The organism is Flavobacterium pectinovorum, from assembly GCF_022802975.1.
Taxonomy (GTDB): Bacteria; Bacteroidota; Bacteroidia; order Flavobacteriales; family Flavobacteriaceae; genus Flavobacterium; species Flavobacterium pectinovorum_B.
In genome coordinates this window covers 226,991-239,849 of record NZ_JAFEVZ010000002.1, presented here as the reverse complement: position 1 = coordinate 239,849, position 12,859 = coordinate 226,991, and the positions used below count along the sequence as shown (strand labels likewise).

The following is a 12,859-nucleotide window of genomic DNA, read 5'->3' as shown; positions in this document are numbered from 1 at the left end:
CTTTAAAAATTAAAACCGGGCTCCTTTGTTCTTTTGTTTTAAAAATTCGATTAGATAAGCGCCATATCCAGATTTCACAAGAGGCAGCGCAAGTTCTTCAAGCTGTTGATCCGAAATAAAACCTTGTCTCCAGGCAATTTCTTCTATACAACCCACTTTTAATCCCTGTCTTTCTTCTAAAACCTGTACAAATTGTCCTGCCTGCATTAAGCTATTAAAAGTTCCTGTATCCAGCCAGGCTGTCCCTCTGCTTAAAATACCTACTTTTAACAACCCTTTTTCTAAATAAACTTTATTTACATCTGTAATTTCATACTCGCCCCGGGCACTTGGCTGAATATTTTTAGCTATTTCTACTACTGAATTATCATAAAAATATAATCCGGGAACTGCATAACTTGATTTTGGTTCTAAAGGTTTTTCTTCAATAGAAATAGCATTCAGGTTTTCATCAAATTCTACGACTCCATAACGTTCCGGGTCTGAAACGTGATAAGCAAACACAACACCGCCATTGGGTTTTGTATTCGACTTTAAAAGCTCCTGCATATTCGAACCGAAAAATATGTTATCCCCTAATATTAAAGCTACATCATCATTGCCAATAAATTCCTCCCCTATTACAAAAGCCTGAGCCAAACCATTAGGGACAGCTTGTTCTGCATAACTAAATCTGCATCCCAAACTAGAACCATCTCCTAATAACTTTTTAAAATTTGGCAAATCATGAGGTGTCGAAATAATCAATATTTCATTTATTCCTGACATCATCAATATCGATAATGGATAATAAATCATTGGCTTATCATAAACAGGCATCATTTGCTTACTCATAGCAAGAGTCAAAGGATGCAATCTTGTTCCTGAACCTCCGGCTAATATAATTCCTTTCATAAATATATTTTTTAGATTTTATAATTGAGATATGAAATATTCTCCTTCAATCTTAAATCATTTACACAAACATTTTTTTAAACTTTCTTTATAATCTGGAACATCTAAATTATAAATTGTTTTTATTTTTTTCTTATCTAATAATGAAAATTTCGGACGTTTGGCCGGAGTTGGATAAGATACCGAAGGAATTCCTTCAATATTACAACTATATCCTCCAAGTTCTTTTATGCTCAACGCAAATTCATACCAGCTTATTTCTCCTTCATTTGAATAATTATATATTCCGGGTATCCAATTTGAAGTTTCTAAAATACACAGCATAGCTTGTGCTAAATCTGCTGCATAAGTTGGAGATCCTGTTTGATCATTCACTACATTAATTGATTCTCTTTCCTGCATCAATCGCTGCATTGTTTTTACAAAATTATTTCCAAATTTACTATAAACCCAAGAGGTTCTGATAATAATCGAATCTGGATTTTCTTTTAAACAAGCAACTTCACCAGCAAGTTTACTGGCACCATAAATATTTATCGGATTTGTTTTTGCTTCTTCATTTAAGGCAATTGATGAAGTTCCGTCAAAAACATAATCTGTAGAAATATGGATTAATTTTACATCATTATCTTTTGCATGTTTTGCAATCAACCCTACTGCCAAATGATTTATAGTAAACGCAAGATCTTTCTCTGATTCTGCCTTATCAACAGCTGTATAAGCGCCACAATTTAAAATTATATCCGGCTGTATTTTATTTAATTGTGTTTTTAGTAAATCTAAATTATCTAAAGTAATTTGAGTTCTGTCTGCAAAATACCATTCATATTGTGAATAATCAGACGAAAGTTCTGAAAGTTCAGACCCTAATTGTCCGTTAGCTCCTGTTACTAATATTTTCTTCATTAAAACAAACTGTTACAATTTTCAATAAAAGGCAAAATCTGATCTTTTTCAGACACAATTGCATCATTTAAATCCATTCCCCAATCAATATTTAAAGATGGATCATCAAATTTAATTCCGCCTTCTGAAGCTTTATTATAAAACTGATCACATTTATACATTACCGAAGCCGTTTCGCTAATAACCGAAAAACCATGAGCAAAACCTTGTGGCACCAGCAATTGTTTTTTATTTTCTGCCGAAAGCAAAATACTAAATGATTTTCCGTAAGTTGGCGAATCTTTTCTTAAATCTACTGCAACATCTATAATTTCTCCTTCTAAAACGCGAACCAGTTTGGTTTGTGCAAAAGGAGGATTTTGATAGTGTAATCCTCTTAATGTTCCTTTTTTAGAAAAAGACTGATTATCCTGAACGAATTCAATATCTATTTCTAAATCTTCAAATTTTGTTTTACTGTACGACTCAAAAAAATAACCTCTCTCATCGCCAAAAACAGTCGGTTCAACGATAAGTAAATCTTTTATAAATGTTTCTTCAATTTTCATATTAAGTATTATAATTTTTTAAAGAAGGCATGAATAACTTCTTTAATTCTATCTTTTTCATCTTCTCCCAAGCCAGAACCGGAAGGCAGACACAACCCTTTTTCGAATAAATTTTCGGCAACATTGCTACCATAATAAGGATAATCAGAAAAAACAGGTTGCAAATGCATTGGTTTCCAAATCGGGCGGGATTCTATATTTTTACTTTCAAAAGCCAATCTTAAATTTTCCCTGCTTATGTTTTTATTTGTATTCGCTTCAACTAAAACTGTACTTAACCAATGGTTCGAAAAAAAATCATTATTTCCAGTCTGAAACAATTTTATCTCTTCAATATCTTTAAAAACCTCATTGTAAAAACGATTCATTTCTCTTCTGGAATCAATATTTTTATCTAAAATTTTCATTTGTCCAAGTCCAATTCCGGCACAAATATTACTCATTCTGTAATTATAGCCTATTTCGCTATGTTGGTAGTGCACCGCTTTTTCTTTAGCCTGAGTCGCATAAAAAATAGCTTTTTCTTTTATTTTTTTTGAATTCGAAACTAAAGCTCCCCCACTAGAGGTCGTAATAATTTTATTCCCATTAAAAGAGAAAATACCAAAAGTTCCAAAAGTCCCACATTTTTTTTCTTTGTAAGAACTTCCTAAAGCTTCTGCACTATCTTCAATAACCGGAATTTCGTATCGCTCTGCAACTGCATGAATTTCATCTACTTTATACGGATTACCATACAAATGAACAGCAATAATAGCTTTAGGTTTTTTACCTTTTTTTATTCTTTCCTCTATTGCAACCTCAAGACTTTGAGGGCATATATTCCATGTTTCAGGTTCGCTGTCTACAAAAACAGGAATTGCTCCCTGATATAAAATAGGATTTGCTGATGCCGAAAATGTTAAACTTTGACAAACAACCTCATCACCCGCTCCAATTCCTAGTAAAATTAACGCTAAGTGAATTGCAGATGTACCTGAATTTAAAGCCGTAACATGAGATTCTACTTCAAGGTAATTTTCCAGAACATTTTCAAAATCATTTACGTTAGGCCCTCCTGAAGTGATCCAATTATCATCAAGTGCTTTCTGAATGTATTCTTGTTCAAACCCGCTTTGTTGCGAAAGGGATAAAAAAATTCTTTTATTATTCATTAATTTTCCAATAATCTGAAGCATACCGTACATCATCATCGCTAACAGCTGTCAGAGGCAAAGTAGAAAATGACATCAATTTTGAGTCTGTTTCTAAAGATTCAACAGCATTTGCATAACCTGCAGGAATATGTACTATTTTACTTTCGGAAGCACTTACAATTATAGTTTCAATATGTAAATCTTTCGAAGGATTATCCCAGTTATCAATTTTTACAAAATGAATTTTAAAAGATCCGTTTATACAATAAAAGTTTTTAGCATCTAATTTGTGCCCCTGCCAGGCTCTTATTGGATTTTCATCAGAATTACTAATGATATAAAATCGCTCTATATCCTTAAAACTAAAATCATTTACATAAGAAATTCTTCCTCTGTGATCTGAAAAAATCCCGCCTTCAATTACTTTAGCTCCCATTAATTTAATTTTAAATTCTGTTTTTTCAGTAAATAAAATTTCGATAAATAAATTAAAAACAAAGGGGCGATAACTATTGCGAATATTAATCCATCCTGAATTTTTTGATATAAAAATACCACTAAAAAAGATGCTATTATTTGTGCAAAGGCATAGAATAGGGCAACTAATCTGTGCTGAATTTTATATTCGTTGCTTAAAATCTGATATAAGTGTAAACGATGAGGCTCAAAAATATTTTGTTTCAGACACAAACGATGCAAAATAGTACAAACACCATCTGTTCCATAAACGGCAAAAAGTAAAATCCATATTACTGAATTTGTTATTAAAATAAGTTTCAAAATAAAATAAATAACCCAAAAAGCAATCGCTATACTGCCAACATCTCCTGCAAAACACTTCGCCCTTTTTCTATAATTAAAGAAAAGAAAAACCAAACTGGCCATCATCGCATATTTTATAAAACTGCTATCTGTAAATAACTGAATATTATTGTTTACATACAACAATGAACCCATAATAACCAAAGTGTATAAACCTGTAATACCGTTTATACCATCCATAAAATTATAAATATTCAAGAAACCAATAGCTGCAATATAAATCACCACAATTATAAAAAAGGAAATTTCATGAAAAACTCCTAAATCATAAAGCACTAAAGTAATTGCCAGAAAATGAATTGAAACCCTTATTTTATTGGATAAACTCTGTATATCATCCCAAAAACTCACTAAACTCACTAAGGTGATTCCTGTAAAGAAAAAATAGTTATTTTGAATATGCTGCGCGAAATAGAGCAAAGCCGAAAACCAAAAAACAATACCCCCTCCACGCAAAGTAATCTCAGTATGAGAACTTCTTTCGTTGGGTTTGTCTATAATATTAAAACGATTTGCTACTTTAAAATAGAGTAGCATTAAAATCATTAAAATTATTCCAAGTATTGTGTATTGCATTTGTTTGGTACTTTTCTTTGTTTTTTAAAATAGATTCCGTTTAAACACTTCTAAAAATCTATTATCGTATTTTCTTTGTTTTAAATATTAACCTATTTTATCAAAATAATGCTTAAATGAATTGTAAACATTCTTTGGCATAACTCTTATAATAGATTTAAAAAAAACATTTATTAGTAACACAAAAAAGTTAATATATTTATTTTTAAATAATAAAAAATAAAACGTATTCTCTGCTTTAACAATGTTAAATCCTGATCTTTCAGAAAAAGACCTAATTCTATACTTTAACAATCTCTCTGCCATATTTTCAAATTCGACATCTTTAAGTCTAGTCAATTTAAACCATAAATACCAATCTTCATAAAGATAAACATCCGTATAACCCCCTACTGATTGAACAAGAGATTTTCTAAAAACCACACTCGGATGATTAAAAGGATTTTTGTACCGCATTGTTTTTCTAATATCTGCATCAAAAACAGGAACATTTCTACTTTTGGCAATTTCAACAGAATTATCATCTATTAAGCATACGTTTGTACCTAAAACAGCTAGTTTGTCATTAGAAATAAACTTTTGTAATTGCAAATAAAAACGATCTTCCAGGCATATATCATCAGAATCCATCCTAAAAATAATTTCATTACTACATTTATCTATTCCTTTATTTAATGATTTTGGCAATCCTAAATTATTCTCATTTATGACAATGACAATGTTTAATTTAGGATACTTGTAAACAATTTCGTTTAAATCAAAATTTAAAATTCCATCTTTAACAATTATTATTTCTGATGGTAATAAACTTTGATTGTCAATAGAGTTTAAACATTCTTCAAATTGCCATAATTTTGTTTTAATATAAACAGATATTAATACCGAAAAATTAGTCATATCAATAATTAGGGGTAAGCAAATAATTATAAATTAAAATCTCTATAATGAAACAGTACAATAACTAACTAAGTTTTGCACATAAAATTCTTTCAGTAATTTGAAAAAAAAGTGCAACTCTATATTTTATTTGGAATAAAACGGTATTATTACTTTTTCTACCTAAAAACGAGGTATTTAAAGAATGCCTCCTATAAAAAACTAATTTATCTTCAATAAATTTAACGTTATCTAAATTTTCTGCAAGTATTCCAATCCAAGTATCATGCAAAATTAATTTTTCAGGAAAAGGCAATGCTTTAATTAAAACATCCTTTTTGAATGCCATACAACAACCATGATAAACTGGTTTTTTTATATTTAGAAATATTCCTCGAGGCAGTTTTAATTTATTAAAAAAGGATTCCTTAACAATGTTATCATCTTCATCAATTACTTTACAATCACTCATAACTAAAGAATTTGATTTTAAATAAAACATCATTATTTCAACTTTATCATCGGCCCATATATCATCCTGATCTGCTAAAAAAATAAAATCTCCTTTTGCATTTTTTAGAGCATTTTCAAAATTTAAAGAAACTAAGTAATGAGAACGTAGTTTATTTTTTTTCTTTAGATTTCTTTCATGAGCTAAAAATAAAATTCTTGAATCATTAAGACTATTAATAATTTGCACTGTATTATCACTTGAACCATCATCTGAAATTACAATTTCGTCTTCCGGCCCTAATTGTCTTAAGATTGAAATCAATTGTCTTTCTATATACTTACCACCATTGTAAGTAGCCATACAAACTGAAATCATCAAGCAAAATTTTGGTTAATTAAACTTTTAATCTTTTGAAATGAATTTTCCCATGTAAATTTTTGAATATTTTCATAGCCATTTGTTGCAATTTCAAATCTTAATTTGTCATTTTCAATAAGTCTTATCATATTAAAGGCTAAATCTTCATAATTCTTAATAGTTGAAACCAATGCTGTCTTTTCATGTTTAGCCATAATAGAATACCCTGCATTATCCGTACAAATTACAGCACAGCCACACTGCATAGCCTCACCTACTGTTAATCCCCATCCTTCTGTATGACTTGTCCCTAAATACATTGCCGCTTCATTATAAATTTTTCTCAATGTTTCTTTATCAGGTAGTTGATAATAAACATACCAATTAGGTAAATCCGTTGGCTTTTTTGAAGTTCCAAACAAAATTACCTTTAATTCAGGTATTTTAGATTTTACTATTTCAAAAGCTTTTAAACCGTCTTTCGATCCTTTAGAAGGGAGTTTATGGTACAACATAATTGCGGTAAATTTATTTCTTAATTTAATTGGTTTATCTAAACCAAAGTAATTAAAATCGAAACCATTTTCAATCAATGTTGTATTTAATTGTAAACTATCTCCCATATCCTTTAACCATTGAGAAATAACTATACGATTAAAATCAAAATACCATGTTTTAAGAGCTTCTTCTTTACCCCAATGCCAATATTCAAAATCTTGTATCAAATAATATTTTGATTTATTTGACACTTTTTTATAGGTATTCAGTGAAACTGCGGTTTCCATACTTGTTGCAAAAACAACATCTCCCTCAACGTATTTTTCATTTAAATCCCAAGTATATTTAATCGAAATCCCTTTATGTAAATCGAACCATTTGTAAGGAAAATATTTCTTTGATAATTTAAAATAAAAATATCTTAAAATAGAATAACACTGTCCATAGAAAGACATCTTATTAAAAAGACAAGACGCTCCATAAATGATTGAAACCTCGTAACCACAGTTAAAAAACCTATTTGCATATTCATAAACAACTTTGTGTCCCCCTATCGGTTTTTTTCCATGCCCAGGTAATAAAAAAACAATCTTTTTCATTTACGACTTAATAGTAACTCTCTGATGAATATTGGTTCATATTAGAAATTCTTTTATCATAATTCATAATTCCAAAAGTCAGATTATCATAAAAATTAGGCAAAGGTGTGTTTGTCAGTATTATTTTACTGAAGAATAAAATATAAAAAATAAAATTTAATGCATAACTATGTAATTTTCTAGTTTTATATTCGGATAAAATTTGTGGAAAAAGGATACATAAACTTAGTACGAAAAGCGCACCAAATCTTGATCTAAAAACAAGTATTTCTGTAAAATATAAATTAGCAACACAATAAAGCAAAAACATATTAACAAATAATATATTGTAATTATTTTTAGATACAATTTTATCATAATTCTTATAAATTAAAATAAAAGGAACAAAAATATAAAGAAAAGCAAGTGTTATTCCGGAAGATTCAGACTCTAAATAAATTGTTGCTTTAGCTAAATAAATACCTCCAAGAATTTCACTTAATAAACCTGCGATCAATGCTATATATTTTATTTGTAGAAAATACAAAACACATCCAATAAAAAAAACCAAAAAAAAGATTTTTTTTGATGATCTATGTAGAAAAGAATATAATGGCATAAAAAAAATTGCTGTACTATGAAATGACAATCCTATTAAATTCACAAAAAAATAAGGAAAGAACTTTCTCTCTTCTAAAAATTTCAATGAAAACAAAAACAATAAAATTGACTTTATATTTCTAACAAGGTTGATTTCAAACTCGCTTCCAAATACAAAAAAAACGGCTAACGAATAAACTAAATATTCATTCGAATATCTTTTTAAAACTATTAATAATAATGTAATATCAATTATAGTATTTACAAAAACAAAAAAATGATAATTACTAGAAAATAATTTTATTATTGAAGAAAAAAAAATAAATCCTGGTTCAAAAAAAGACCAATTTAAAAAATCATTAGCCGTTAGGTTTAATATACTCGGTATGTCCTTATAAAACAAATAATAAGAAGTAAAATCACTACCAACAAAACCTCTAAAACCAAAAAACCAAAAAAATAAACAAACTGATATTACCCTAATATAGTCCTTATTTATTCTTGTTAACTTTACATCTAAGAATCCGAGAAAAAGAAATAAAAAAAGAACTACAACATATGGAATAGTGTAATAATAACTTGTATCATCCATAACTAGACAGTTTTATTGTTTTTTAATTTCTCATACCAATTCAATAAACCAGGAAAAAAAACATACAAATGTGTTACAAAAAAGGCACTAATTGCTTTAAAAAAAGAATAATGCCTATTTAAAAAATAAAATCTTTGGAAAGGATTATCTCCAAGCGGTGAATAAAAATTTTTAAATCTGGAGAATAACGCTTTTTTACTATCATAACATATTTGAATACTATCATGTAACTCACAAGTGCCTACATATCTTTTTGTAAGAACAACCATGAATTTGTTTTTAATCGCTCTAAGTCCATAATCATAATCTCCTATTGAATGATGAAACAATGGATCTAACATTCCTATTTTGTCATAAATAACTTTTGGAACTAATACTAAATTACCATTTAATAATTCTATTTTTTGTAAAGTCCCATCTGGTATTAAAGTTAAAGCCTGTCCTTTTAATTTCCCTCCATAAGTAGAAACATTATAAAATTCTGATCTAAACGCACCACTTATTATAGATTGATGATTTTTCTCTTTACTAGAACTTATGAGCTCTTCAAGTGCAAAATCAAAAATATACGAATCATTATTTAATAAAATATATGCATCGTAATCAAACTTTGAAGCTTCAGACCAAACTTTGACCATACCACGGCACCAAAAATAGCTTCCATCTCCCTCAATAACTTTAACGTTTGGAAATAATGTCTTTAAAACATTCCCTGTTCCATCAGTGGACCCATCATCCAAAATATAAATATCATAATTTATATCGGGAGTATTTTTTGCAGCTTTTTCAAAATTTTCAAGACACCTAATAGTTAAAAGTTTTCTATTAAAAACCGTCATCAAAACAGCAACCCTAATCATTTCCATTGTTTTACAGAATTAAAATAGAAAGATTTAAAATATTGTGTGACAAATAAAAAAGAAGATGTCAATTTATTTGAATAGCTCTCACCAGTTGAACCCGAAAAACCTTCGATAATGATTGGAAATTTTAAAACCGAAAAATTATTATTATCTTTTTTCCAGTCGATAATTGAATTCATCAAAATATTTTCAAAAAAAATTGTTTTAGAATCGTTAATATTTTTTTTTGAATCTAAAAATCTATTTAAAAAGAATCTGTTTGATATAAAAAAATTCGAATAACAAAATTTCATATTCCATGTTATATTAGAAAAAACAATGTTTTCTAATCTTGAGGAATTTAATTTTAAAGACTTTATGATTTTTACAATATTCTTAATCTGCAGTCTTCCTGTAATTTTTATAATGTAATCCGCATTTTTTAAAAAAGTAGATTTTTCTAAAGCATGCTCAATAATTAATGCTTCTCCATATCCTTTTCCTAAAGATTTATCATAATTATTGCCATCAAAAGTCAAATATTCAACACGCTTATCATCAACATCAAACCCTTTCTCGTACAAAGTATTTTCAACAATAACAATATTAAAATCTGTTTCTTCTAAATAAAATTTCAAAGCGTTACTATATTGTTTTATCCTTTCATCTGCATCTTGCAACTTAGTAAACGACATTCCTTTAGGATTTACGCATGCCGTCAACAAGATTATTACATTCTTACTTTTCATATTAGAAATATTATGATTTATGTGAAATCACGTTACTAATATTTTTTATTCCCAATATATTGATATCTCTTTTTCTTAATTCAAACAACAAAAGACAAAAAATTAAAATTTCAGTTCCTAATGCAGTTAATCCAGTTCCTATAACACCAAAAAAATATGTGAAAGGAAAAACAAATAATAAACTAAAAAATCCTCCAATTGCAACTATTTTCAACAACACTTTTTTTAAATCAAACGTTATCAATATATTGATAGCTATAATACCATTAATTGTAGCAAACATTGGTAAAAAACTTGTTATTCTTAAGACTTTGATTGAATCAAAATAATCTGGTAAGCCAAATAATAATTTAACAATGAATGGCGAAAGAATAAGTAAAAGAACACCCCCAATAGAAGTTGCCACCAAAACTAATTTTAAAATTTTATCAATAAATTCTAATGCTTTTTCTTTAGAATCAACAAAATAAACATTTACCCTAGGAAAAACCACCTGAGTTACAGCAGACAACAAAGAGATTATAGCTTTAATTATTTTGTCAGCTGCCGAATAAACCCCAACAATAGAGTCATTTGTCAAAAATCCTAAAACTACTAAGTTTGTTGTTGTATATAAATTTGTTGCTACTCCTGAAATAAAAATTGGCCAGCTATTTTTGATTTCTAAAACAATACCTCTAAAGTCTGGCTTTAATAAATAAACCATTTTTTTAAAAAAAACCAAACCCATACCAAATATTGCTGTTAAAAACATTCCCCCAACTTGAATCTGAAGTGCTAATAAGTAGTCGTTTTTACTATGAATCAGCAAGAACACTAATACTAATACTATTATTCTTGGAATGACATTTAAAACAGTAATAACCCCCATTTTTTCAATTCCTAAAAAAAACCAATTTGGAAAAAAAACAGATGAAAAAACACCTAAAAAAGCTGTATACAGAAGAGAGGAAATAGAGTTAAGTTTAGGTACACAGGATATAATCAAAAAAAGAACTACAAAACTAATAAAAGAGAAAAAGAATTTAGAATATATAGTGTTCCAAAATATTTTACTAATTTCAAATTTATCGTGTTGAACCTTAGCTATAGACTGAGTACTTGAAACATTAAAACCAAAATCTATTATTAGTGAAAAATAAACGATTACAGCTTGTGCAAAATTTATTTTTCCAAAATTTTCGGTCCCTAAATTATGAGCTAAATATGGCAGTAAAAATAATGGAATGATATAATTTGCATTTTGGAGCAAAAACAAATATGAAAAATTTTTTTTTAAAACATTATCCATTAAACTCTTTTATTTTTTCATATTTTCTAAATTCTTTTTTGTCAAGCATTTGTAAACTTAATGTAAAATTTGAAATCACTGCAAATTCTTAAGCAACCTGTTTATTATTAAAAATGCAACTGTTAAAAAACCTGCAAAAAAACCACCCATAACCAAACCTTTTAACTTTCCAAAATAATCTTTCGACAAAGGCAAAATTGGTTTATCAATTATTTGAATTAACGGAGTTTCTTTACGCAAAGTAACTTTAGCTAATTCAAACTGCTTAATCAATTCTGTTAAAATTGCAGTATTGGCTTGAACATCTACTTCCCTCTTAGCTGAAGGAACTCTTCGAACATTTAATGCAGGATTCAAATTAAAAGTATTGTCATTAGCAACAGCAACTCCTTTAATTGCGCCATTAAGTTCTCTTCTTATTGAATCTGTTTGTCTTTCCAAAATCGCCATATTCATACGGGCTTTTTTACTTTTAGTATCTACATAAAAATCAGACACTTCCCTTGCCAATGCTTCACAAAAGAATTTTGCAAACAGCTCATTTGTTGAAGAAACATCTATGCTAATAATCGAAATTTTTTTGTCTTTTTGAGCCACCGATAGTCCTTTTTTAGACAAATCTTCATACATTTTACCCAAAATACTATCCTGAACTCGCGTATATAATTTTCTATTGATATTAGGCAAAAACGCTAAACTTGCAAATTTTGGATTATCGTTCCATTTTTCACGCCAACGATTATTTTGAATATACATTTCAGCTAAAGAAATAACCTTCCCGTTTACTGTAACAGGAGATAATAATGTTTTCTCTACCATTGCTCTAGACTTAAACAATTCAGTTAAATTAGAACCTGTAAAAATACTTCCTCCTCCTCCTCCTAAATCAATACCAAATGTACTTGCTAATCCCAAAGCACCACCTAATCCTCCACTTTTTTCATCTTCTAAAGCAAAAGATAATGTAGCAGTATAAATTGGTTTTTTAATAAATGAATAAGTAAGCCCCAAAGAAGCTCCAATTATACCTGCCACTAAAATAATTTTCCATTGAGAAAGTAAATAACTCCACCATTCTTTCACTTTCTGAAATAATTCTTTTAATGTAATCTCTTCATTATTAACAGACTTGTTATCCAT

14 protein-coding genes are annotated in these 12,859 nt (G+C 28.5%); all 14 read right to left on the bottom strand.

Going from position 1 to position 12,859, the window contains the following annotated elements:
* Window positions 1–9 precede the first annotated feature (9 nt).
* The 14 genes from rfbA to FLV_RS03605 all read right to left on the bottom strand — a co-directional run bounded on the left by rfbA (window position 10) and on the right by FLV_RS03605 (window position 12,859).
* Complete coding sequence (gene rfbA, locus FLV_RS03670; RefSeq protein WP_243230821.1) at window positions 10–894, bottom strand: glucose-1-phosphate thymidylyltransferase RfbA; 885 nt, start codon at window positions 892–894, stop codon at window positions 10–12.
* Window positions 895–951: 57 nt separating this feature from the next.
* Window positions 952–1,800, bottom strand: a complete 849-nt coding sequence (gene rfbD / locus FLV_RS03665; protein WP_243230819.1) for a dTDP-4-dehydrorhamnose reductase — start codon at window positions 1,798–1,800, stop codon at window positions 952–954.
* The gene (rfbC, locus tag FLV_RS03660; protein WP_243230817.1) at window positions 1,800–2,348 is read right to left on the bottom strand and encodes a dTDP-4-dehydrorhamnose 3,5-epimerase; all 549 of its coding nucleotides are present in this window, start codon (window positions 2,346–2,348) and stop codon (window positions 1,800–1,802) included. The genes rfbD and rfbC overlap by 1 nt, the downstream gene beginning before the upstream one ends.
* Before the next feature lie 8 nt (window positions 2,349–2,356).
* Window positions 2,357–3,502: a DegT/DnrJ/EryC1/StrS family aminotransferase gene (locus tag FLV_RS03655; RefSeq protein WP_243230816.1), complete on the bottom strand. Its 1,146-nt coding sequence runs from the start codon at window positions 3,500–3,502 to the stop codon at window positions 2,357–2,359.
* Complete coding sequence (locus tag FLV_RS03650; RefSeq protein ID WP_243230810.1) at window positions 3,495–3,920, bottom strand: WxcM-like domain-containing protein; 426 nt, start codon at window positions 3,918–3,920, stop codon at window positions 3,495–3,497. The genes FLV_RS03655 and FLV_RS03650 overlap by 8 nt, the downstream gene beginning before the upstream one ends.
* Complete coding sequence (locus FLV_RS03645; protein WP_243230808.1) at window positions 3,920–4,882, bottom strand: MraY family glycosyltransferase; 963 nt, start codon at window positions 4,880–4,882, stop codon at window positions 3,920–3,922. The genes FLV_RS03650 and FLV_RS03645 overlap by 1 nt, the downstream gene beginning before the upstream one ends.
* A gap of 87 nt (window positions 4,883–4,969) precedes the next feature.
* Complete coding sequence (locus tag FLV_RS03640) at window positions 4,970–5,779, bottom strand: glycosyltransferase (protein ID WP_243230806.1); 810 nt, start codon at window positions 5,777–5,779, stop codon at window positions 4,970–4,972.
* A gap of 64 nt (window positions 5,780–5,843) precedes the next feature.
* Entirely contained in the window at window positions 5,844–6,587 is a 744-nt protein-coding gene (locus tag FLV_RS03635; protein ID WP_243230805.1) for a glycosyltransferase family 2 protein, read from the bottom strand.
* Window positions 6,587–7,666, bottom strand: a complete 1,080-nt coding sequence (locus FLV_RS03630) for a glycosyltransferase family 4 protein (RefSeq protein ID WP_243230802.1) — start codon at window positions 7,664–7,666, stop codon at window positions 6,587–6,589. The genes FLV_RS03635 and FLV_RS03630 overlap by 1 nt, the downstream gene beginning before the upstream one ends.
* 7 nt (window positions 7,667–7,673) lie before the next feature.
* Window positions 7,674–8,837: an EpsG family protein gene (locus tag FLV_RS03625; RefSeq protein ID WP_243230799.1), complete on the bottom strand. Its 1,164-nt coding sequence runs from the start codon at window positions 8,835–8,837 to the stop codon at window positions 7,674–7,676.
* Between the two features lie 2 nt (window positions 8,838–8,839).
* The gene (locus FLV_RS03620; RefSeq protein WP_243230797.1) at window positions 8,840–9,703 is read right to left on the bottom strand and encodes a glycosyltransferase family 2 protein; all 864 of its coding nucleotides are present in this window, start codon (window positions 9,701–9,703) and stop codon (window positions 8,840–8,842) included.
* Window positions 9,694–10,428: a hypothetical protein gene (locus FLV_RS03615; RefSeq protein WP_243230796.1), complete on the bottom strand. Its 735-nt coding sequence runs from the start codon at window positions 10,426–10,428 to the stop codon at window positions 9,694–9,696. The genes FLV_RS03620 and FLV_RS03615 overlap by 10 nt, the downstream gene beginning before the upstream one ends.
* Before the next feature lie 10 nt (window positions 10,429–10,438).
* Window positions 10,439–11,719 carry a flippase gene (locus FLV_RS03610; protein ID WP_243230795.1) on the bottom strand — a complete coding sequence of 427 codons (1,281 nt, stop codon included), beginning with the start codon at window positions 11,717–11,719 and terminating at the stop codon, window positions 10,439–10,441.
* Window positions 11,720–11,794: 75 nt separating this feature from the next.
* Window positions 11,795–12,859, bottom strand: a complete 1,065-nt coding sequence (locus FLV_RS03605; RefSeq protein WP_243230794.1) for a Wzz/FepE/Etk N-terminal domain-containing protein — start codon at window positions 12,857–12,859, stop codon at window positions 11,795–11,797.

What these genes read in the sequence shown, in the direction of transcription:
- rfbA (WP_243230821.1), bottom strand. Translation starts at nt 894, where the DNA reads ATGAAAGGAATTATATTAGCCGGAGGTTCAGGAACAAGATTGCATCCT.
- rfbD (WP_243230819.1), bottom strand. Translation starts at nt 1,800, where the DNA reads ATGAAGAAAATATTAGTAACAGGAGCTAACGGACAATTAGGGTCTGAA.
- rfbC (WP_243230817.1), bottom strand. Translation starts at nt 2,348, where the DNA reads ATGAAAATTGAAGAAACATTTATAAAAGATTTACTTATCGTTGAACCG.
- FLV_RS03655 (WP_243230816.1), bottom strand. Translation starts at nt 3,502, where the DNA reads ATGAATAATAAAAGAATTTTTTTATCCCTTTCGCAACAAAGCGGGTTT.
- FLV_RS03650 (WP_243230810.1), bottom strand. Translation starts at nt 3,920, where the DNA reads ATGGGAGCTAAAGTAATTGAAGGCGGGATTTTTTCAGATCACAGAGGA.
- FLV_RS03645 (WP_243230808.1), bottom strand. Translation starts at nt 4,882, where the DNA reads ATGCAATACACAATACTTGGAATAATTTTAATGATTTTAATGCTACTC.
- FLV_RS03640 (WP_243230806.1), bottom strand. Translation starts at nt 5,779, where the DNA reads ATGACTAATTTTTCGGTATTAATATCTGTTTATATTAAAACAAAATTA.
- FLV_RS03635 (WP_243230805.1), bottom strand. Translation starts at nt 6,587, where the DNA reads ATGATTTCAGTTTGTATGGCTACTTACAATGGTGGTAAGTATATAGAA.
- FLV_RS03630 (WP_243230802.1), bottom strand. Translation starts at nt 7,666, where the DNA reads ATGAAAAAGATTGTTTTTTTATTACCTGGGCATGGAAAAAAACCGATA.
- FLV_RS03625 (WP_243230799.1), bottom strand. Translation starts at nt 8,837, where the DNA reads ATGGATGATACAAGTTATTATTACACTATTCCATATGTTGTAGTTCTT.
- FLV_RS03620 (WP_243230797.1), bottom strand. Translation starts at nt 9,703, where the DNA reads ATGGAAATGATTAGGGTTGCTGTTTTGATGACGGTTTTTAATAGAAAA.
- FLV_RS03615 (WP_243230796.1), bottom strand. Translation starts at nt 10,428, where the DNA reads ATGAAAAGTAAGAATGTAATAATCTTGTTGACGGCATGCGTAAATCCT.
- FLV_RS03610 (WP_243230795.1), bottom strand. Translation starts at nt 11,719, where the DNA reads ATGGATAATGTTTTAAAAAAAAATTTTTCATATTTGTTTTTGCTCCAA.
- FLV_RS03605 (WP_243230794.1), bottom strand. Translation starts at nt 12,859, where the DNA reads ATGGATAACAAGTCTGTTAATAATGAAGAGATTACATTAAAAGAATTA.